Below are 18,814 nucleotides of genomic sequence, written 5' to 3'. Positions count from 1 at the left end.
TCGGTTAAATCACCACTAGATCTGCGTTTAACGCGCCCGCTTGCTTAAGACCTTCTAAAATGGCCATGACATCACCGGGTGCAGCGCCTACTTGGTTGACTGCGCGTACGATATCATTCAAAGAAGCGCCTGGGGTAAACACAAACATATGTCCACTTTCTTCATCGGTATCAATACCTTGGCGCGGGATCACATCTTGACCGGCACCTGGCAAGGCATTGCCTCCTAGCTCAGCATTGGCCCGAATCGTCACCGTCAAACTGCCATGCGTTACCGCGGCTGGCGCGACCGTCACATCTTGACCGATGATAATCGTACCAGAACGTGAATTGACGACGATTTTGGCGCGCTCACGGCCCAGCTCAACTTCTAAGTTTTCTAGGATAGACAAGAAAGTCACACGCTGTGAAGGATCTCGCGGTGCTGTCACACGCACAGAAGCCGCATCTAAGGATTGCGCTACACCTGGCCCAAGTAAGCTGTTGATCTTATCGGCCACCTGTTTTGAGGTGGTAAAATCAGGGCGATTTAAGTTGAAAGTTAAGGTGTCGCCACGGTTAAAGCTGTTGGCGACTGCTTTTTCGACCGTCGCACCATTAGGGATACGACCCACGGTCGGGATCTCAACACCTTGGCGTGAGCCATCAATCCCATTGGTTCCCAAACCACCGACCACTAAGTTACCTTGAGCAATGGCGTAGACTTGCCCATCCGCACCCTTAAGCGCTGAAAGTAACAAGGTACCGCCACGTAAGCTGTCGGCATTACCCAAGGAGGAAACGGTTACATCGATTGCCTGACCAGGCTTAGAAAAAGCAGGCAAGGTCGCTGTCAACGACACTGCAGCGACGTTATCTGAGTCGGTATCAACGCCATCTGGCAAAGTGATACCAAACTGGTTCAACATACTGATAAAGCTCTGGTTGGTGAAGTCAGTGTCATCGCCAGTACCATTAAGACCAATGACCAAACCATAGCCGAATAATTGGTTTTCGCGCACGCCGGCAACACTGGCAATGTCTTTTAGACGCTCAGCCATAGACTGAGAGGCAGTCAACACCAATAATATCGATAATAAAAACGACTTCACCTTCATGAGCTTTCACCTAATTAAAACGGCATCCAACTGCTGTTAAAGAAGCGCGTCAGCCAACCTTGTTTGCTGCCTGTCGCCAATTCACCTGTGCCAGAGTAGGCAATTCGAGCATCGGCCAAACGGCTTGAAAGCACCGTGTTGTCCGCGGTAATGTCTTCTTCACGCACTAAACCTGACACTCTAATATACTCTTTGCCGCGGTTGAGTGTAATCCATTTTTCGCCACGCACGGCCAATAATCCATTCGGATACACATCATAGACAGTAACCGTAATGCTGCCATCAAGGCTGTTACTTTGGTTGGCGTTGGCATTGCCAGCAAAATCGCTGTTCATGCCCGGCAGATCGGTATCTAGGCCAATCGGCACACCCAACACAGTAGGGTTTTGAATCGTGGCTGAAGAGGACTTACTGACTGAGGCGCCGTTGGTTTTGGTCGAGGTGGTGTTTTCTGACAAGGTAATGGTCAGGATGTCACCCACTTGACGCGCTTTGTCATCGCCAAAAAACACATCCCCCATGCCCGCTTGATAAATACCACCTTCACTAGAGCGATCACGCTGCATTGCGGTCTGAATAACCGGCGCATAATACGGATCATCCGGCACAGGTGTCGACTCCACTGCTGCACAGCCCACTAACAACACAGGTAACAAAGCCAGTAGATAACGCATCACAGTCCCCTTAATGATCTCTATAACTGCTGGTTGACGAAACTCAACATACCATCTGCCGCAGAGATGACTTTTGAGTTCATTTCGTAGGAGCGTTGAGTGGTAATCAAGTTAACCAATTCTTCTACCGAGTTGACGTTAGAAGCTTCCAGCATGCCTTGCCCTAGTGCGCCTAAGCCATCTTCACCTGGTACACCTTCGATCGGCGCGCCACTGGCGTTGGTTTCACCGTATAAGTTACTACCTAAGAAGTTAAGACCGGTTGGGTTAATAAAATTGACCGTATTAATTTCACCGATTTGCTCGTTGTCAGTTTGCCCAGCACGGCGCACAGAAACGCCACCATCTTCGGTGATGGTGATGTTAATCACGTCTTGGTCAATAACGATTTCAGGCTCCAAAGGCAAGCCGGTCGAGTCAACGATTTGACCTTCACTGTTGAGCTGGAAGCGGCCATCACGGGTGTAAGCAATGGTGCCATCGGGTTGTAGTACTTGGAAAAAGCCCGCCCCTTGGATAGCAATATCGAGGTCACGGTCGGTGACATTGTAATCACCTACTTCAAAGTCTTTTTGCGTACCCGTTACGCGTACACCAGCGCCTAATTGCAGACCTGATGGCAATTCGTTATTTTGCGACGACAAGCCACCCGGTGCACGTTGCGTTTGATAAAGTAGATTTTCAAACACCGCACGGTCCTTTTTAAAGGCGGTGGTCGACACGTTAGCCAAGTTGTTTGAGATGGTTGTAAGCTGCTTATCCATTGCCGATAAGCCGGTCTGTGCTACCCATAGTGCTGAATGCATTGTGCTCTCCTACCTACAATTCTATTCTATCCAGTCCGCGCTTAGCTTGACTGCAAAATTCGGGCTGATGCGTCTTCGTTTTCACGCACCGTATTCATAACTTTGATGTTCATTTCAAAGCGACGAGACAACTCCATAATGTTGGTCATCTCTTCGACAGCATTGACGTTGCTGCCTTCTAAAAAACCAGATAACACTTTGACGTTATTATCCATCGCCAAAGGTTGTTCATCTTTGGTACGGATCAAACCGTCGGGGCCCTTGGTCAGATCTTCAGGATCCGCTGAGACCAGTTTCAAACGGTTCAATGCTGTAATCTGTGTACCGTCGCCGCCTTCTGGAATGATCGAAATGGTGCCATCTTCGGCAATCGACAATTCATCTAATGGCGGCAAAAAAATCGGCCCCGCATTGCCCATGACCGGCAAGCCTGTTGCCGTCACCAGCTGGCCAGCCGTAGTCAGCTGTAAGTCACCGCGTCGGGTATAAACTTCTTGCCCCATACCATCCATCGCCGCAATGAAACCATTGCCTTGAATGGCAACGTCCATCTCACGCTCTGTATGCTGCAGGGCGCCGGATTCAAAATTGGTACCAGGATTCTCTGTCATCGCGTAAACACGTGAAGGATAGTGCTCGCCGTTGACTTGCATAGAGCGCGCTTGCTCGAAGTCGGCGCGAAAACCTGTGGTCGATACGTTGGCCAAGTTGTTGGCATGAATGGTCTGGGCATTCATCACTTGTTTGCCGCCACTCATCGCTAAATATAACGCTCTATCCATTGCTTCAACCTACCCTAAACTGACAAAGTGAATTGCTGTATTTAATTTATTAACAAATTGCGTGCCAACTCTGTACACAGAAGAGACTACCTTCTTACAGGCACAAAAAAGCCCAGCAAAGGCTGGGCTTTTAAATACTCTCAGAAAACTTATCGTAGGTTGATAATCGTCTGTGTGACGGTGTTTTCGGTCTCTAGGGTCTTCGAGTTAGCTTGATAGTTACGCTGCGCTTCGATCAGTGCTACCAGCTCCTCGGTCAAGTCCACATTGGATTCTTCTAAGGCGCCGCCTTGAATACTACCAAAGGTACCTGTGTTGGCCCTGCCAATGTTTGCCGCTCCCGAGCTAGAACTTGCCACCCAAGACGTATCGCCTGCTGGAGTTAGACCGTCGACATTGTCAAAGTTAGCCAAGGCTATTTGCCCTAACACTGCTGTTTGCTGGTTAGTGTAGCTAGCAATCAAGAAACCATCTTCATCAAAGCTTACACCCTGAAGCTCACCGGCCGCATAACCATCCTGATCAAAGGTATCAGAACTTGAAAGCGCGTATTGAGTTGAGCTTCCTAGATCAATATCCAGCTCTGAGTTCAAGTTAGTTGGGTCCCAGCCAGTAATACTTAGCTGGGTTGGGCTTGATACCGCGTAAGGCGCATAACCCGTGTAAGCACCGATCAAACTACCTTGGTTATCAAAGCGTACCACTGTGTCCTCCGGCAAAAATGGTACAGGGTTACCAGCACCATCTACTTCAGTCGGGTGATTGACCTCACCATCAATCGTAACCTTCATCTCCCAAGTGTTGTTTTCACCTTGTTTGATAAAGTAGTAACCAATGGTATGCGCTTCACCTAAGGCATCGTATACGGTATTGGTATTACCGTAGGTGTAAGTAGCAGGATCGGTTGGATCAAATGCCTGACGCGCAAAATTGTCCGGCTCAATGATACCGCCCGGCGCTAGACTGGTATTAAGTGTAACGGTGCTGGTGTTATCAAACGAACCAGATATCGGCCCAATCGCAGGCGTTGTACCCAGATCTCCTATCTGTGGCTCAGTTGCTCCCACATAGATTGGGTCGAAAGCATTATTAGCATTACCTGAAAAGCTACCTGTCGCATCATCGAAGGTGACAAACTGATCAGTATTAAGCCAAGGCGTGCCTGTTGCATCCTCTAATTCGCCATCTACTGTCACATAAACCTGATAGGTATTAGGTGACTCAGACTTAGCATAGTAGTATGTCACAGCATGAGCATCACCGTTATTGTCATTAACGTTTTCAGTCTGAGTAAAGGTATAAGTCTCTGGATCACCTGGATCAAACGAGGCGGCAATGTAAGGCGGCACAGCTTCCGCTTCTGAGTTCAAGTTGGTTTCAATACCAATCTCAGTGGATGCTTCAGGAGCAATACGATCGGTCGGCACTTGAAGGTCATCTAGTGCACCACCAATGATGCCATTAGTCGCGTTGTAGCCTTGTACATTGGCACCGTCGTTGGTTACCAAGAAACCATCGGCGTCTAACTTGAAGTCACCAGCACGGGTGTAAGCTTGCGTGCCACCTACGTCCAAAACGAAGAAGCCAGTGCCATCTACCGCCAAGTCCAAGTTGTTATCAGTGTAAGCAATGTTACCTGATGAAAACTCTTGCGCGATGTTATTGACTGCCACACCACTACCAATGGTGTTGTTACTTCCAGCACCAATGACGTTAGTGTTGTACAAGTCACCAAACTCTACGCGCGACTTTTTGAAGCCGGTAGTGTCTGAGTTGGCAATGTTGTTACCGGTGGTGCTGAGAAAGTCAGCGGACGCTTTGATACCGGAAAGTGCTGTATTAAAAGCCATAGTAATTTCTCCCGCTAACCTACAATATCAAGCTTGTCAGACAGTGGCAGCTTGCCGTAGTTGGCTACATTCAAAGTGGAACCTTCGCTACCATTGATGGTAACGCCGTTAATTCTTGCTGGGGTCATTACCCCTAGTTGAGTCACTTCCCCTTCAGCGTTGGTAGAAGTTGCTCTAAACGTATACATACCGCTTGGTACAGCATTGCCTTCACCGTCAGTACCATCCCACGTAAACTCTTCATCGGTCAGTGGTAAACGGTCTACCGTTTGGCCTGCGCTGTTGATGATCTGCAGCTCATTTTTCACTGCATCGTCAGCAAACGCCGTTTTCAGCATGGTTGGATTGCCTTCCGCAACCGCTGTCGTATCTTGTTCAACGTACACATACTGGCCAACCAAGGTCGATGCTGTCAGCGCTTGGCTGGAGATCAACGACTGCGACAAGTTCTCCATTTCATCGGCCATATTGGTCAAACGCTCAAGCGAACTAAACTCCGCCATTTGCGATACCATATCGCCCGAATCCTGTGGTTTAGTCGGGTCTTGGTTTTTCAGCTGCTCGATATAAAGACGCATAAAGACGTCTTGGTTGGCTAAACCATTAGAGCTTTCTTCACTGGTGCTAACCGTATTGTTGCTAACACCTGTTCGGGCTCTTGCTTCATCAGTACCGTACTGAGAAATCAGCCCCGATAATGCAGAATTTGTAGAAATATCAGACATAATTTACCCCCTTAGGACTGACCTAGGGTCAACATTCTCTGCATCATGGTTTTGGCAGAGTTCATGATTTCAACATTGGTTTGAAATGAGCGCGACGCAGACATCATATCGGCCATTTCTTCCACCGGGTTCACATTTGGATAAAACACATAACCCTCTTCATTGGCCATCGGGTTATGTGGTTCATAGCGTGGCTGAAGCGGTGCATCCGACTCAATGATCCCTGCCACATTAACGCCCATACCAGACTCTCCAGCAGTTGCGTCATTTGATGCGTTCCAGCCACGATCGCGCATGGCGTCCGTCATCATTTGCTCAAACACAGGTTTACGCGCACGGTAAGTCTGATCGGCTGAGCTCGCTACGCTGTCGGCGTTGGCAATATTACTGGCCACAGTGTTCAGACGAACCGTCTGGGCACTCATCGCCGAACCGGAAATAGCAAAAATGTTAGTTAAAGACATTATTATTGACCTCCAGTCAGCGCTTTTTTCATGCCGCTGATCTTTCTATCCAAAAACATAAAACTGGTATCAAACTGCAACTGGTTTTGCGCAAATTCCGCTTGCTCACGTTGCATGTCTACCGTATTACCATCCAGCGAAGGCTGGCTTGGTGTGCGATATAACATTTCATCGGTGCTGGATAACGAGCTGCGTGCAGAAATATGCTGATCGTCATTTCCTGCTAGCGTTAAGCGATTACGTTCTGCTTCAAGCACTGAATCAAAAGTAATATCACGCGCTTTGTAGTTCGGCGTGTCGGCGTTGGCGATGTTGTTTGCCAACACTGAAGCACGCTGAGTGCGAAACATCAGCATTTGATCATGGCCATTTAAAGCATCTTTGAAACTAATCGACATAACTCTTATCCAGTGACACCTATTTGAATTTATCAATATAAAGCAATATAGATGCCAAAAATATTTTTACTTATATTTCAATGAGTTATAAAAAATAGGTAATGAGATCGGCAAGAGGCGGCAAACAAAAAACGGCAACCTTTTAAGGGGTTGCCGTTTTTATAAACAGAGGGGGAAACTGATTTATTTAGCGCGGTAAACAATGCCTGGGTGACACTGAACAATCTCAAACAAAGAAGACAGACCGCTCAAGGCTTCTGAGCCACCTAAGAATAAGTAACCGCCAGGATTAAGTGAGGCATGCATGCGTGTCAAAATGTCGAGCTTGGTTTCGGCCGTGAAGTAAATCAGCACGTTACGGCAAAAAATCACATCAAACTTACCCAGCGAACTAAACGAGTCAATCAAGTTCAAATGTTTGAACTCCACTCGCGCCGACACATTTGGCTTAACCTTCCAAACCGCATCGGTCACCTTGTCAAAGTAACGTTTTTGATTTTCTGGGCTCAAACCACGAGCAATCGCCAAACTGTCGTATTCAGCTTGCTTGGCGTGCTTAAGGATGTTGGTACAAATGTCGGTAGCAATGATTTTCTCACCCGGCTTTAAAACACCCGGACGCGCTTGCTTGAACTCATCAATCACCATACTAATAGAGTATGGCTCTTGGCCGGTGGACGACGCTGCTGACCAAATACGCAACGGTCGTTTGTCGCACTGCGGCAGCACCACTTCTTTTAGAATTTTAAACGGGTGGGCATCGCGGAACCAAAGCGTCTCGTTCGTCGTCATCGCGTTGATGATTTCTTCGCGCAACTTCGAAGAGCGTCCACCTCGTTCAAGTGCATCGACTAGAGACTCAAGCTTGGTATAGTTTTCACGCTCCAAGATTTTGCCTAGGCGACTGGCCACCAAATACTGTTTGTTATCACTAAGCGATATACCACTCTCTTTTTGAAGGTACTTGCGAAAACGCTCATATCCCGCTGGGGTAATCGCATTAGAACTACTTAGCATTGATGCTCCTTAGGCCGCCATAATGCCGACAAAAAATACTCACTAGGCTTCAGCTGCCTCTTGCGCAGCAACCGTTTCAATCGCGATACGGGCCAATTCATCAGGTTGGAACTTGGCCAAGAAGCCATCCGCACCAACTTTCTTAACCATGGCCTCGTTGAAGACACCACTTAAAGAGGTATGCAATAGAATAAACAGGTCTTGTAAACGACTGTCGTTACGGATCGCCGTGGTGAGCGTGTAACCATCCATCTCCGGCATCTCGATATCCGAAATCACCATCGAGAAATGTTCGGTCACATCTACGTTTTCGGCGACCAAGTTCTGCAAATAAGTCAACGCTTCTTTACCGTCACACAAAACCGTGGTGGCAAAGCCGACATCTTCCATACAGCGCTTGATCTGTTTACGCGCAACCGACGAGTCATCAACAATCAAAATATGATGCTGCTTAGCATTACGCTGCACATCTTCCGTAACGATACCATCAGAGATGTTTTGACGCGTAGGGGCTACTTCAGACAAGATTTGCTCAACGTCAATAATCTCCACCATTTCTTTGTCAACCTGACAGACTGCGGTGAGGTAATTGTCGTTAGAAAGACCTTTAGGAGGCGGCTGAATATCGCTCCAATTCATATTCACAATGCGTTCCACACCCCGCACCAAGAACCCTTGGATACGACGGTTGTACTCGGTGATGATGACAAAGCAATGTTCAATGTTTTCGATTGGGCTTGCCCCAGTGGCTAGACCCAGATCCAAAATTGGAATAGTGCCTCCACGAATATGAGCGACCCCACGCACCACAGAACTACTGTGTGGCATGCTGGTCAACTTGGGACATTGCAGTACTTCCTTTACTTTAAATACGTTAATACCGTATATCTGCTTGCCATTAAGTCGGAAAAGCAAAAGCTCAAGACGATTTTCTCCGACGAGCTGTGTTCGTTGGTTTACGCTCTCGAGTACTCCGGCCATAAAAGCCTCCTAAAAATATATGCGCTCAAATAGGGAAATTTCCCTATTGTTATGAAAACCTCTCATCAAATGATAGAGTGATTTTGCGTAATTTACTAACCCTAGTCGACATCCCTGGAGATAACCGATGGGTCACGTCAAGCTTCTGACCATATTACTCTTTTTTCTCGCTAGTGGGAGTAGTGCGTCACAAATAGAAACTCAAATTAACGATTTTATTGAAAACCATGAAACAAAACGCTTACAAACCACTTATCCTAATGCCAGGATCGAAATAGAAATACAGAACAGGGTAGCACTGGAGTACTTACCGGATTGTGACAACCAATACTTCACCATCGAGAATCAGCGCCCTGAATCCATGTCACGTACGACGTATGCCATCGCTTGTGAAACGCCCTTCTGGAAATCCTATGTGCCAGTGCGACAAAATATTTTCATTACCGGCATCAAAGCCGCTGCGCCGATTTCCCGTGGTGATGTTATTTCGCGCCAAAACACCGATATTGGAGAAGTGGACCTAGCCACTTTAAGAGGCCATCTGTACACCGAGCAAAACCCACCCTACGGCCTGCTTGCCAGTCGCAATATACGCATCAATGACTTCATTACTGATGGCCAAACCGAGCAACCCAACTTGGTTAAAAAAGGCGCCCGAGTACTGATCACCGCACAAAGTAATAGTATTGTCGTGCGTATGAACGGTGTCGCTTTAGAAGATGGTGTCAAAGGTCAACAGATACGCGTTGAAAACGTCAGTTCTGGTCGAATTGTGTACGGAAAAGTTGTCAGTAGCGGTGAGGTTTTAGTAAACTACTAGTCATATCGACTTGCTATCTTCAGTTTAAAAATATCTCAAAACTTTTTCTAAAGTTGTGGGGCGCGTGACCGATAACTGAGTTAGCGGAATAAATTCTGGAGGCAAGCAACATGGCAATTAACATTTCAGGCGTTGGCGTACAGCCAAGCCCAACTCAAAAGAACGAGCGTATCCAAAAGGATGACGCCAACTCAACGCAAGCTACTAATAACACCAGCGTAAACAGCAAAGAGCTGATGTCAGAAGACACAGTTCAACTGAGTAACGTCGCACAATCACTGCAAGCTAAAGGCAGCAACAGTGAAGAGGCAGCCATCGATATGGATAAAGTAGAGCAAATCAAATTGGCGATTGCGTCAGGCGATTACAAGATCGACTCTGAAAAGCTTGCCAGCAGCATGCTGCAAATGGATGAGCTATTCAGCTAATCGCTGGATGTAAACCATGATCCCGCTTGCCCCCCTTATCACTCAAATCAAACAACACCTTGAGCAATTGCTTGAGGTGCTGCAGCAAGAGCGCACGGCACTCGCCACAGCAACGCCTGAACATATCCAGCAACTCACCGACGAAAAGAAACGTTTACTCGATGGTATCGACAATGCCAACCGCAAACGTAATTTGATGTTAGTGAAGTTTGGCGTACTGGATGCCAAAGCTCCCTCAGAAGCCGCCTTTACTGAATGGCTAAGTCAGCAAACCAACATGGACGATGTCAAAGATCTCGTACGTGATTGCAATGATCTTTTAGATCAATGTAAACAAGCGAATGAGACCAATGCTCACATCCTGGCCACCTTACGTAAACGCAACAAAGCTATGTTTGAAATGTTGCAGGGCCACAGCCGTAAAAACAAAGTTTACACTTCTTCCGGTGGCACACGCCCCGTGAGCAGCAAGCACACTTTAGGCCGCGCTTAACTTACCTTTCTTAATAAATCCTAATTAAAACAGTGAGCTGGAGCTCCCGCGAGTTGGTATACAAGATACAAATTGTTATACTGCGTGGGCGTCGTCTCCATAGGTAAACGGGATATACCTGCCGCCTCCTAAGCGGCTATTCCAGGTTCGAGTCCTGGTGGAGACGCCACGCGACTCACTTTATGGACGTAGATTTTCTACCATCTGCACAAACTGCTCTACGCCACTTTTAACTTCTTCAAGCCCTTGCGACACCTCGGTAATACTGCCCTCACCGTGCATAGCAATGCCTGAAACAGACGTTAATGCCGTATCGATTTGCTTAATCAACTCATGGTTAAAGTTGACCACTTTGGCGATTTCTTCGGTAGCTTCCGAGGTGTTGCTGGCAAGCTTGCGTACTTCGTCTGCGACCACGGAGAAACCACGCCCCGCATCCCCAGCCCGAGCTGCCTCGATCGCCGCATTCAGAGCCAATAAGTTAGTCTGGTCGGCGATCGATTGAATCGTCCCCACCATGCCAGAAATACTCTTAAACTGCTCCATCAGCTGTTCGCCTACCGTAGAAGCCTTGTTGACCTGCACAGAAATATCCTGTGAAGTGCGTACAGCTTCTCGAAGGACCGTCACTGCGTTGCCCGTTATTTGATTGGTTTCTTCAGATGTCGCCGCCGCCATGTCGACTGCTGTCAAAGTAATGTTGACGCGTTCAGAAATGTCCGACGCAAATTTAATGACTTTATAGACTTTGCCATCATCATTAAGGATCGGATTATAAGTCGCCTCCAACCAAATAATATTGCCTTGCTTATCCACCCGTTTAAAGCGACCAGAATACAATTGTCCATTGGCAAGACGTGACCAAAAATCTGGATGTTTTTGGTAGAAGTCATCTTCACAAAACATCTTGTGATGCTGACCCACGATCTCCTTAGCGGAATAGCCCATGACTGCTAAAAAGTTTTCATTAGCTTTAAGAATGGTGCCATCAGGCTCAAATTCGATCACTGCTTGCGAGCGATCGAGTGCCTCTAAGATTGCATTTTGCGAATTTAATTCAGTCTGTGTTTGGGTGACATCACTACAGATCTTAATGATTTCAATCACGCGGCCTTGTTCATCTTTGACCGGAAAATAGTTGGCGGATAAATACAATTGATCGCCGTTTTTCTTGAAGCGCTCAAATGTGCCCCCAAACGACTTACCATTGCCAAGGTCTGACCAAAATTGGCGATACGCTTGGCTGTTCACATACTCAGGATCACAGAAGATTTTGTGATGTTTGCCCACCACTTCTTCTTTGCTATAACCCACGGCCGCTAAAAACAGCTGGTTCGCATCCAGAATAACGCCATCCGGCTGAAAAGTAATAAAGGCAGTATGAGCTCGAATAGCGTTCAACTCATCCTTTTGTCGTTTCAACGTGGCTGCTTCTATATCACGCTGATTATTTGCTTCTTGCTCATTACGTTTAAAACCGAACATATACCACCTCTGTGACTTATGGCCATTCTAATAACTTACTTCTGGATATTATGATCTTAAGCCTATGCAATAACTGTTATATTTGGTAATTGATTACATCAATTGGTTTCAATCTAATACAAATATGTATCAAGCAACGCCTATGCCAAGCGCCCTTATTGGACCTGTTAACGACGTGACGGATGGCAGTCATGCAAAAATCCGTTATCATGCCGCGCTTTGTTGCTATAACTTGGAAATAACTGCGTGAAACAAGTCATCATCGTCGGAGCGGGGCCCGCTGGGCTCATGGCAGCAGAAGTGATTCAAACTGCCGGCCATCAAGTACATATTTACGATGCCATGCCAAGTGCCTGTCGTAAGTTCCTCCTCGCCGGCATCGGCGGTATGAACATCACCCATTCAGAGGCGTTTGAGCCTTTTATGTCGCGCTATTACGATAAAGCCGAGTGGTTAACACCGGCTATTAAAGCGTTTGATAACCAAGCTCTGCGCCAATGGATTCATGACCTTGGAATCGATACGTTTGTCGGCTCCTCTGGACGCGTATTTCCGGAAAAGATGAAAGCCGCACCGTTACTGCGTAACTGGCTCAAACGTTTAAAAGAGCTGGGCGTGGTCTTTCATATGCGCCATAAGCTGATTGGGCTAGAAGGCCTAACCGCGACCTTTAACTACGAAGGCCTAGATAAGCACAAAAGTGCTGATGCCATCTTACTGGCCATGGGGGGCGCGAGCTGGCCCAAACTTGGCTCAGATGGCAAATGGGTCGGTTTCTTGTCACGCCAAGGTATCCAAGTTGCCCCGCTTGAAAGCACTAACTGTGGTTTTTACAGCCACTGGAGTGAGCACTTACAAGCCAACTACGCTGGCGCGCCCTTAAAAAGTGTGGCCTTTTCTGTCAAAACCTTGGCAGGTGAAATCATCACCCGCAAAGGCGAAGGTATTGTCACCCAAGATGGCATGGAAGGCAGCCTGATTTACGCCTTTTCAAAACACCTGCGCGATGCCATTAACCATGCTGGCCAAGCCCGCTTAACCATCAATTTGCTCCCAGATCTTAGTGAAGCCCAAGTGGCCGAAAAACTGGCCAACACCAAAGCCAAAGAGTCGATGAGTAAATACCTAAAACGCACCTTAAAGCTCGACAGCGTCAAAGCGGCCTTGCTGTTTGAAGCGTTCCAGAAAGACGACTTCGATACGCCGCAAAAACTCGCTAAGTGTTTACAGGCGATTCCAGTTTACTTTTATAAAACCAAGCCGGTGGAGGAAGTGATCTCGACCGCAGGTGGCGTGTGCCAACAAAGCGTGACGCAAGACTACATGCTAAAACGTTTACCGGGCGTCTTTTGCGCCGGTGAAATGCTCGATTGGGAAGCCCCTACCGGCGGCTATCTGCTCACGGCTTGTTTTGCCACAGGGCGTAAAGCGGGCTTAGGGGTTAGCACGTATCTTGCGCATCAATAAGCAACCTGATTCTCATTTGGACGCTGAAAAGGCGCGATTTTTTGACTTAGAGCGGGGTTTGTCCAAATTTCGTGCTAATTCGGTTTCAGCACTTTTGGCCTGTGGTTATACTGCGCTCATCGTTTTATTCAACTGGCCTACTTTGGATCGAGGAAAATCATAGTGAGTTCGCTGACCAAATTTTTTAGCCGCAAGTTGCTGGCACTGGTAAGCCTTGCAGGCTTTGCTGCTTTTTTAAGCTCAACGGCAAGTGCTTACGGGCAAAGCCCAGAAGAAATCGCCGCGCGTATTGCTCCTGTGGGTGATGTGTGTGTCGCTGGAGAAGAGTGTGAAGTGGCAACCTCGACCGCCGTGGCAGCCAATGATGGCCCACGCACAGGTGAAGCTATCTACAATCAATTCTGTACCGCTTGTCATGCTATCGGTGTTGCCAATGCGCCGAAGTTTGCTAACGCTGGCGATTGGGCTCCGCGTATCGAAAAAGGCTTTGATACCATGCTGAGCAATGCTATTAACGGCATCAACGCTATGCCACCGCGCGGCACCTGTGCCAACTGTAGCGATGATGAAATCAGCAATGCCATTGAATACATGGTCGACAGCACAAAATAAGCTTTCGCTCAATAAAAAGGCGGCTTAACACTGGTTAAGCCGCCTTTTTTATGTCACTTATTTATTAAGAATTGAGCATTGCTTTAAGCGCCGATAAAGAGGCTTTGCCCTGCTCTTTTTTCTGCTGCTCACTCTCATCACCGCGCCCTTCCCAGACCAAATCTTCTTCTGGCAGTTCATCTAAAAAGCGACTCGGCAGACAATCGATTTCCTCACCATATTGGCGTCGTTTGGCCGCCATGGTAATGCAGAGTGTGCGCTTAGCCCGCGTGATGCCCACATACGCCAAGCGACGCTCCTCTTCAATGTCGTCATTTTCGATGCTATTACGGTGAGGCAATAATTCTTCTTCACAACCAATCAAAAACACATGCGGGTATTCCAAACCTTTAGACGCGTGCAGCGTGAGTAGCTGAACTTTGTCCTCGTCTTCTTCTTCCTCTTGACGCTCAAGCATGTCGATCAGCAATAACTTAGAAATGGCATGATCGAGCCCTGCGTCTTCGTCTTCTTCCCAAGCAGATTCCATCATGCGCTGAATCGAATCTAGCAAAAATCGAACGTTATCAATACGCTTTTCGGCGGCTTTAGGCGAGCTCGCTTGCTCTTGTAGCCAGCCAAAATAATCCATGTCATGAATCATTTGCTCAATCACAGGGATCGGCGAGCTTTTATGCAAACGTTCACGCAAGCTGGTGATCCACGCCTCAAACTCACGCACCCGGCGTAGGGATTTAGGACTGACAGTTTCATCAAGCGCTTTATCGCCAGCCGCTTCAAATAAGCTGATGTGTTGTTCGTTGGCCAGATTACCGACTTTCTCAAGCGTGGCAGGGCCAATCTCGCGCCGCGGTAAATTGATCACACGTAAAAAGGCATTATCGTCCCCAGGGTTTACCAGTAGGCGCAGATAGCCCATCAAGTCTTTGATTTCGGCACGGGAGAAAAACGATGAGCCACCGTTCATTTTGTAGGGTATGCGATACGCTTGCAGCTTGATCTCTAGCAATCGTGCTTGGTGATTACCACGGTACAAGATCGCAAAATCTTGATACGGAATATTATGACGCAAATGCCGCGATTGAATCTCCGCCGCCACCCGCTCCGCTTCAGCGTCTTCGTTGCGCGTTACCATTACTCGGATCGGATCACCGATCCCCAGATCAGACCACAAAGCCTTATCGTAGACGTGTGGGTTATTAGCGATCAGCGTGTTGGCGGCCTTAAGAATGGTACGCGTGGAGCGATAGTTTTGCTCCAGCTTCACCAGTTTTAAATTCGGATAATCGGTCGATAAGCGCTCCAAGTTTTCTGGGCGCGCGCCACGCCAAGCATAGATGGATTGGTCATCATCTCCTACCAAGGTGAAGCATTTGCGATCCCCGGCTAGCAGGCGAATCAACTCATACTGGCTGGCGTTGGTGTCTTGGCACTCATCTACCAATAGGTAGCGCACTTTGCGCTGCCACTTCTCTTTCAGTGCTTGATCAGAAATCAGCAAGCTAACGGGCAACAAAATTAGGTCATCAAAGTCGACAGCATTGTAAGCACGAATATAGCGCTGATACTGACCGTACACTTGCGCCGCCAATTGCAGCTCTTCGGTGTCCGCTTGCGTCAACGCTTCGTTGGGGGGCACGAGATCGTTTTTCCAATTGGAAATGGTGTGCTGACAAAATCCGGCCGCATCTAACTGGCCGCCGAACTCTTTATCCAGAATGTCCTTCACCAAGGCCAGCGCATCTTGGGCATCAAACAAGGTAAAGCCCTGCTTCAAGCCTACCTTACGGTATTCTTTGCGCAGAATGTTTAGCCCCAAGGTATGGAACGTAGAAATGCTCAGGCCGCGACTCTCTTCCTTGGACAGCATACTCACCACACGCTCTTTCATTTCTCGAGCCGCCTTATTGGTGAAGGTCACCGCGACAATATTATTGGCCTTGAAGCCGCAGGTTTGAATCAAGTAAGCAATCTTGGTGGTGATCACGCTGGTTTTACCGGAGCCCGCGCCGGCCAATACCAAGAGCGGCCCATCGATTTGCTTCACCGCTTCGAGCTGACGCTCGTTCAGGGTGCGCATACGCTGGGCAATAGAAGGGACCGACTGGCTCATAGAGGACTCACCACAAAAATGATTGGAATCCCCCTATTCTACACCAGTCGGTAGGCTTCGCGCACAGAGTCTAGTGGTTAAAATTGTGGTACCAAGCCACACTAGCGTTGGCACCGTGACAGCTCAGCAATTGTCGCCCTGAGGGTGCGATAAACACCTGTGTGCAGCTTAGGGCTTGCTGTTGCACCAGCTCACGTAAGCGGTCACTTTTGCCAATAAGATAGTAGTTATCCAGCGCCTCCAATGGCACCTCATCGGTTAACAGCTTGGCGTGGCCTTGGCTGTAAAACTGCCCTGAGAAGGGACGATGTGCGACATAATACGCCGGAATATCCTCTTGGACATGCTCGAATACAATGCGATCACTACGGCTGTCAGCCTTGCCCATATTCAATACCAGCATCATAATCATCAGCAAGATCGGCAACACCAGCGCCACTCCCGAAAACCATTTGGCATCGTATTTGTCGTACAGCAGCGCCACCAGCAATGCCAGCGCTGGCACACCAGGCAATACATAGGCAGGTAAAATATTGCCGGCCATGGTAAACAACACCATCGGCGAAAGCATCCACAGTAATAAGAAACTAAACAAGCCATTATCCTGCTGCGCTTGTTTAACTTTAGCCCGACGCAACCAAAGCAAAACCGGCAACACCAACGACCAAGGAAAAGCTGCTTGTAACCAATACCACCAGATCATACCGCGCGGACGATCATGGGCGGTGCCATATAAGTCACCATCCCAACCGCTCACGACAAAACGCTTGAAGTGCTCACCGACCAAAAAATAATCCAAAAAGCCTGGCGTAGCACGTTCTGCCAACACATACCAAGGCAAGGCAATAGCGAGCATCAGTGCCGTACCTGACAGCAGTGGGAAGCGTTGCCAAAGCACTTTAAACGCGCCCACTGGGCCATGTTGCAACATTAACCAAGGCATCACTGTCAGTCCCACTAATACCAATACAATCGGCCCTTTTGCCAGTAGACCAATCGCCAGCCCAACAAAGCCAACGTACCCCCACAGCCGCTGCTGCGTGCCTTGCTCACGCCAAGCTAAGTAAAACCCCAGCATCGCCATGGTCATCGCTAACGTCAGTGCCATATCCGTCATCACAGCACCCGAGGCAATCGAGAAGATTCCGCAGGTCGCCAAAACAACCGCTGTCACCAAAGCGCTGTAACCTAAGCGATGGGCCATAAAGGACATCAACCCTATCGTAGCCACCCCCGCCAACCAGTGTGGCGCGCGCACCGCAAACTCACTTAAGCCAAACAGCTCGATGCCGTATGCACTCATCCAAGTAAACAGCGGTGGTTTCCCCCAAAAAGGCACACCGTAATCAAACTGAGGCGTGAGCCAGTTACCGGTTTCGACCATCAAGCGTGCCATTTCGCCATAGCGTGCTTCCGTGGTATCCATCAATGGGTAGGTAGCAAGTGAAATCAATCGCAATATGAGGGCAATGGCCAATAGCATCCACAACTGTTTGTTGCTTAAGGTCTTCACGATACCACCTCCAACGACGCAGGCTGGTTCTTAACAGACGACGCTGGGGCGATTTCGATCTGACTGCGAACCAAGTACAGCGGGCGTCCTTTTACTTCAACAAAAATTCGGCCGATGTATTCTCCCAGTAAGCCGATCGCCAACAGCTGTACCCCAGCCAGTCCGAGCATCGCCACCATCATGGTCGGATAGCCCGACACAGGCTCGCCTAACACCAGCGTTTTCACCACGATAAATGCGCCAAACAACAACGCCAAAGCGCCCGTTAAGGCGCCCGCCAAGGTTGCTAAACGCAAAGGACGGATCGAAAAGGAGGTAAAGCCATCCATCGCCAATCCGAGTAACTTGAGATAGTTCCATTTACTTTCCCCACAAAAACGTGCATCGCGCTCAAACAGCAGTGTTTGCTGAGTAAACCCAGGCCACCCCAACAGCCCCTTCATATAACGATTACGCTCTGGCAAAGCATTAATATGCTGCACCACACGGGCACTTAGCAGTCGAAAGTCACCCACGTTTTCAGGAATATTTTGCGCCGCCAAACGATTTAGCAGCTTATAAAACAGCGCCGCCGATTGACGCTTAAACCAACTTTCACCATGACGTTTTGAGCGTTTCATATTGACCACATCGACACCGCTGCGCCACACCTCAAGCATTTGTGGAATGCACTCAGGTGGATCTTGCAAATCCGCATCAATCAAAATCACCGCCTCACCACGCGCCTGTTCCAGACCAGCACTCATCGCCGCTTCTTTGCCAAAATTGCGACTTAAAGCCACACAGCGCACATAGCTACTTGAGGTCGGAAAGTGTTGTACCACTAATAAACCTTGGTCACTGCTGCCATCGTCCACGTATATAATTTCACACAGATCCGGCAAGGCATCGAGCACACGAGTTAAGCGGCGATGAAATTCAGGCAGCACCGCCTGCTCATTAAAAAATGGCACCACCACAGACAAAACCGGTTGCACGGTGCGAGCTTTGATAGGTATTAAGCGGCGTTCAGTGCTATGTTTGGCAGTATTAAATAAAGAAGACATATACGTACCCTATACGTAATTCAACAATGTCTTCATCCTAATAG

General features: G+C 48.3%; 19 protein-coding genes and 1 tRNA gene. 6 read left to right on the top strand and 14 right to left on the bottom strand.

The genetic code is table 11. The features are described 5' to 3' along the window. Positions 1 to 4 precede the first annotated feature (4 nt). From JQX58_RS08615 to JQX58_RS08570, 10 genes are all read right to left on the bottom strand, one after another. Entirely contained in the window at positions 5 to 1,096 is a 1,092-nt protein-coding gene (locus JQX58_RS08615; RefSeq protein ID WP_204146427.1) for a flagellar basal body P-ring protein FlgI, read from the bottom strand. 14 nt (positions 1,097 to 1,110) lie between these two features. Then, complete coding sequence (gene flgH, locus JQX58_RS08610) at positions 1,111 to 1,770, bottom strand: flagellar basal body L-ring protein FlgH (protein ID WP_204146426.1); 660 nt, start codon at positions 1,768 to 1,770, stop codon at positions 1,111 to 1,113. Positions 1,771 to 1,790: 20 nt separating this feature from the next. After that, the gene (gene flgG, locus JQX58_RS08605) at positions 1,791 to 2,576 is read right to left on the bottom strand and encodes a flagellar basal-body rod protein FlgG (protein WP_204146425.1); all 786 of its coding nucleotides are present in this window, start codon (positions 2,574 to 2,576) and stop codon (positions 1,791 to 1,793) included. 41 nt (positions 2,577 to 2,617) lie between these two features. After that, on the bottom strand, positions 2,618 to 3,358 hold the full coding sequence (flgF, locus tag JQX58_RS08600; RefSeq protein WP_204146424.1) for a flagellar basal-body rod protein FlgF: 741 nt from the start codon (positions 3,356 to 3,358) through the stop codon (positions 2,618 to 2,620). A 149-nt stretch (positions 3,359 to 3,507) separates the two neighbouring features. After that, the gene (locus JQX58_RS08595) at positions 3,508 to 5,208 is read right to left on the bottom strand and encodes a flagellar hook-basal body complex protein (protein ID WP_204146423.1); all 1,701 of its coding nucleotides are present in this window, start codon (positions 5,206 to 5,208) and stop codon (positions 3,508 to 3,510) included. A 14-nt stretch (positions 5,209 to 5,222) separates the two neighbouring features. Next, positions 5,223 to 5,933, bottom strand: a complete 711-nt coding sequence (locus tag JQX58_RS08590) for a flagellar hook assembly protein FlgD (protein ID WP_204146422.1) — start codon at positions 5,931 to 5,933, stop codon at positions 5,223 to 5,225. Between the two features lie 11 nt (positions 5,934 to 5,944). Next, a complete protein-coding gene (gene flgC / locus JQX58_RS08585; protein ID WP_204146421.1) occupies positions 5,945 to 6,397 on the bottom strand; it encodes a flagellar basal body rod protein FlgC in 453 nt (150 codons plus the stop codon). Positions 6,398 to 6,399: 2 nt separating this feature from the next. Next, a complete protein-coding gene (flgB, locus tag JQX58_RS08580; protein WP_204146420.1) occupies positions 6,400 to 6,795 on the bottom strand; it encodes a flagellar basal body rod protein FlgB in 396 nt (131 codons plus the stop codon). A gap of 183 nt (positions 6,796 to 6,978) precedes the next feature. Next, complete coding sequence (locus JQX58_RS08575) at positions 6,979 to 7,812, bottom strand: CheR family methyltransferase (protein WP_204146419.1); 834 nt, start codon at positions 7,810 to 7,812, stop codon at positions 6,979 to 6,981. Between the two features lie 42 nt (positions 7,813 to 7,854). Next, positions 7,855 to 8,793, bottom strand: a complete 939-nt coding sequence (locus JQX58_RS08570) for a chemotaxis protein CheV (RefSeq protein ID WP_204146418.1) — start codon at positions 8,791 to 8,793, stop codon at positions 7,855 to 7,857. 127 nt (positions 8,794 to 8,920) lie between these two features. Here JQX58_RS08570 and flgA point away from each other — a divergent pair, with 127 nt between their 5' ends. The 4 genes from flgA (at position 8,921) to JQX58_RS08550 (ending at position 10,703) form a co-directional block, all read left to right on the top strand. After that, positions 8,921 to 9,613 (top strand): flagellar basal body P-ring formation chaperone FlgA, encoded by a 693-nt coding sequence (gene flgA, locus JQX58_RS08565; protein WP_204146417.1) that lies wholly within the window; start codon positions 8,921 to 8,923, stop codon positions 9,611 to 9,613. A 110-nt stretch (positions 9,614 to 9,723) separates the two neighbouring features. Beyond that, positions 9,724 to 10,041: a flagellar biosynthesis anti-sigma factor FlgM gene (gene flgM, locus JQX58_RS08560; protein WP_204146416.1), complete on the top strand. Its 318-nt coding sequence runs from the start codon at positions 9,724 to 9,726 to the stop codon at positions 10,039 to 10,041. Between the two features lie 16 nt (positions 10,042 to 10,057). Continuing rightward, positions 10,058 to 10,534: a flagella synthesis protein FlgN gene (locus JQX58_RS08555; protein ID WP_204146415.1), complete on the top strand. Its 477-nt coding sequence runs from the start codon at positions 10,058 to 10,060 to the stop codon at positions 10,532 to 10,534. A 93-nt stretch (positions 10,535 to 10,627) separates the two neighbouring features. Next, positions 10,628 to 10,703: transfer RNA gene (locus JQX58_RS08550), tRNA-Arg, on the top strand. 11 nt (positions 10,704 to 10,714) lie between these two features. Here JQX58_RS08550 and JQX58_RS15450 read toward each other — a convergent pair. Continuing rightward, entirely contained in the window at positions 10,715 to 12,019 is a 1,305-nt protein-coding gene (locus JQX58_RS15450; RefSeq protein ID WP_204146414.1) for a methyl-accepting chemotaxis protein, read from the bottom strand. A 246-nt stretch (positions 12,020 to 12,265) separates the two neighbouring features. Here JQX58_RS15450 and JQX58_RS08540 point away from each other — a divergent pair, with 246 nt between their 5' ends. Together JQX58_RS08540 and JQX58_RS08535 are read left to right on the top strand one after the other, a co-directional pair. After that, entirely contained in the window at positions 12,266 to 13,486 is a 1,221-nt protein-coding gene (locus JQX58_RS08540; RefSeq protein ID WP_338040711.1) for a TIGR03862 family flavoprotein, read from the top strand. A gap of 162 nt (positions 13,487 to 13,648) precedes the next feature. After that, a complete protein-coding gene (locus tag JQX58_RS08535) occupies positions 13,649 to 14,098 on the top strand; it encodes a c-type cytochrome (RefSeq protein ID WP_338040710.1) in 450 nt (149 codons plus the stop codon). 64 nt (positions 14,099 to 14,162) lie between these two features. Here the strand turns inward: JQX58_RS08535 and rep are convergent, their stop codons facing one another. From rep to JQX58_RS08520, 3 genes are all read right to left on the bottom strand, one after another. Continuing rightward, positions 14,163 to 16,211 carry a DNA helicase Rep gene (gene rep, locus JQX58_RS08530; protein ID WP_204146413.1) on the bottom strand — a complete coding sequence of 683 codons (2,049 nt, stop codon included), beginning with the start codon at positions 16,209 to 16,211 and terminating at the stop codon, positions 14,163 to 14,165. Between the two features lie 70 nt (positions 16,212 to 16,281). Beyond that, positions 16,282 to 17,724 carry an ArnT family glycosyltransferase gene (locus JQX58_RS08525; protein ID WP_338040709.1) on the bottom strand — a complete coding sequence of 481 codons (1,443 nt, stop codon included), beginning with the start codon at positions 17,722 to 17,724 and terminating at the stop codon, positions 16,282 to 16,284. After that, positions 17,721 to 18,770: a glycosyltransferase family 2 protein gene (locus tag JQX58_RS08520; protein WP_204146412.1), complete on the bottom strand. Its 1,050-nt coding sequence runs from the start codon at positions 18,768 to 18,770 to the stop codon at positions 17,721 to 17,723. The genes JQX58_RS08525 and JQX58_RS08520 overlap by 4 nt, the downstream gene beginning before the upstream one ends. Between the last annotated feature and the right edge of the window lie 44 nt (positions 18,771 to 18,814).

Source organism: Marinomonas ostreistagni (genome assembly GCF_016888445.1).
In the GTDB taxonomy this organism is placed as follows: domain Bacteria; phylum Pseudomonadota; class Gammaproteobacteria; order Pseudomonadales; family Marinomonadaceae; genus Marinomonas; species Marinomonas ostreistagni.
This window is presented reverse-complemented; position numbering and strand designations above follow the sequence as displayed.

What these genes read in the sequence shown, in the direction of transcription:
- JQX58_RS08555 (WP_204146415.1), top strand. Translation starts at nt 10,058, where the DNA reads ATGATCCCGCTTGCCCCCCTTATCACTCAAATCAAACAACACCTTGAG.
- JQX58_RS08615 (WP_204146427.1), bottom strand. Translation starts at nt 1,096, where the DNA reads ATGAAGGTGAAGTCGTTTTTATTATCGATATTATTGGTGTTGACTGCC.
- JQX58_RS08575 (WP_204146419.1), bottom strand. Translation starts at nt 7,812, where the DNA reads ATGCTAAGTAGTTCTAATGCGATTACCCCAGCGGGATATGAGCGTTTT.
- JQX58_RS08595 (WP_204146423.1), bottom strand. Translation starts at nt 5,208, where the DNA reads ATGGCTTTTAATACAGCACTTTCCGGTATCAAAGCGTCCGCTGACTTT.
- flgA (WP_204146417.1), top strand. Translation starts at nt 8,921, where the DNA reads ATGGGTCACGTCAAGCTTCTGACCATATTACTCTTTTTTCTCGCTAGT.
- JQX58_RS08520 (WP_204146412.1), bottom strand. Translation starts at nt 18,770, where the DNA reads ATGTCTTCTTTATTTAATACTGCCAAACATAGCACTGAACGCCGCTTA.
- flgM (WP_204146416.1), top strand. Translation starts at nt 9,724, where the DNA reads ATGGCAATTAACATTTCAGGCGTTGGCGTACAGCCAAGCCCAACTCAA.
- rep (WP_204146413.1), bottom strand. Translation starts at nt 16,211, where the DNA reads ATGAGCCAGTCGGTCCCTTCTATTGCCCAGCGTATGCGCACCCTGAAC.
- flgB (WP_204146420.1), bottom strand. Translation starts at nt 6,795, where the DNA reads ATGTCGATTAGTTTCAAAGATGCTTTAAATGGCCATGATCAAATGCTG.
- flgF (WP_204146424.1), bottom strand. Translation starts at nt 3,358, where the DNA reads ATGGATAGAGCGTTATATTTAGCGATGAGTGGCGGCAAACAAGTGATG.
- flgC (WP_204146421.1), bottom strand. Translation starts at nt 6,397, where the DNA reads ATGTCTTTAACTAACATTTTTGCTATTTCCGGTTCGGCGATGAGTGCC.
- JQX58_RS08590 (WP_204146422.1), bottom strand. Translation starts at nt 5,933, where the DNA reads ATGTCTGATATTTCTACAAATTCTGCATTATCGGGGCTGATTTCTCAG.
- flgG (WP_204146425.1), bottom strand. Translation starts at nt 2,576, where the DNA reads ATGCATTCAGCACTATGGGTAGCACAGACCGGCTTATCGGCAATGGAT.
- JQX58_RS15450 (WP_204146414.1), bottom strand. Translation starts at nt 12,019, where the DNA reads ATGTTCGGTTTTAAACGTAATGAGCAAGAAGCAAATAATCAGCGTGAT.
- JQX58_RS08570 (WP_204146418.1), bottom strand. Translation starts at nt 8,793, where the DNA reads ATGGCCGGAGTACTCGAGAGCGTAAACCAACGAACACAGCTCGTCGGA.
- flgH (WP_204146426.1), bottom strand. Translation starts at nt 1,770, where the DNA reads ATGCGTTATCTACTGGCTTTGTTACCTGTGTTGTTAGTGGGCTGTGCA.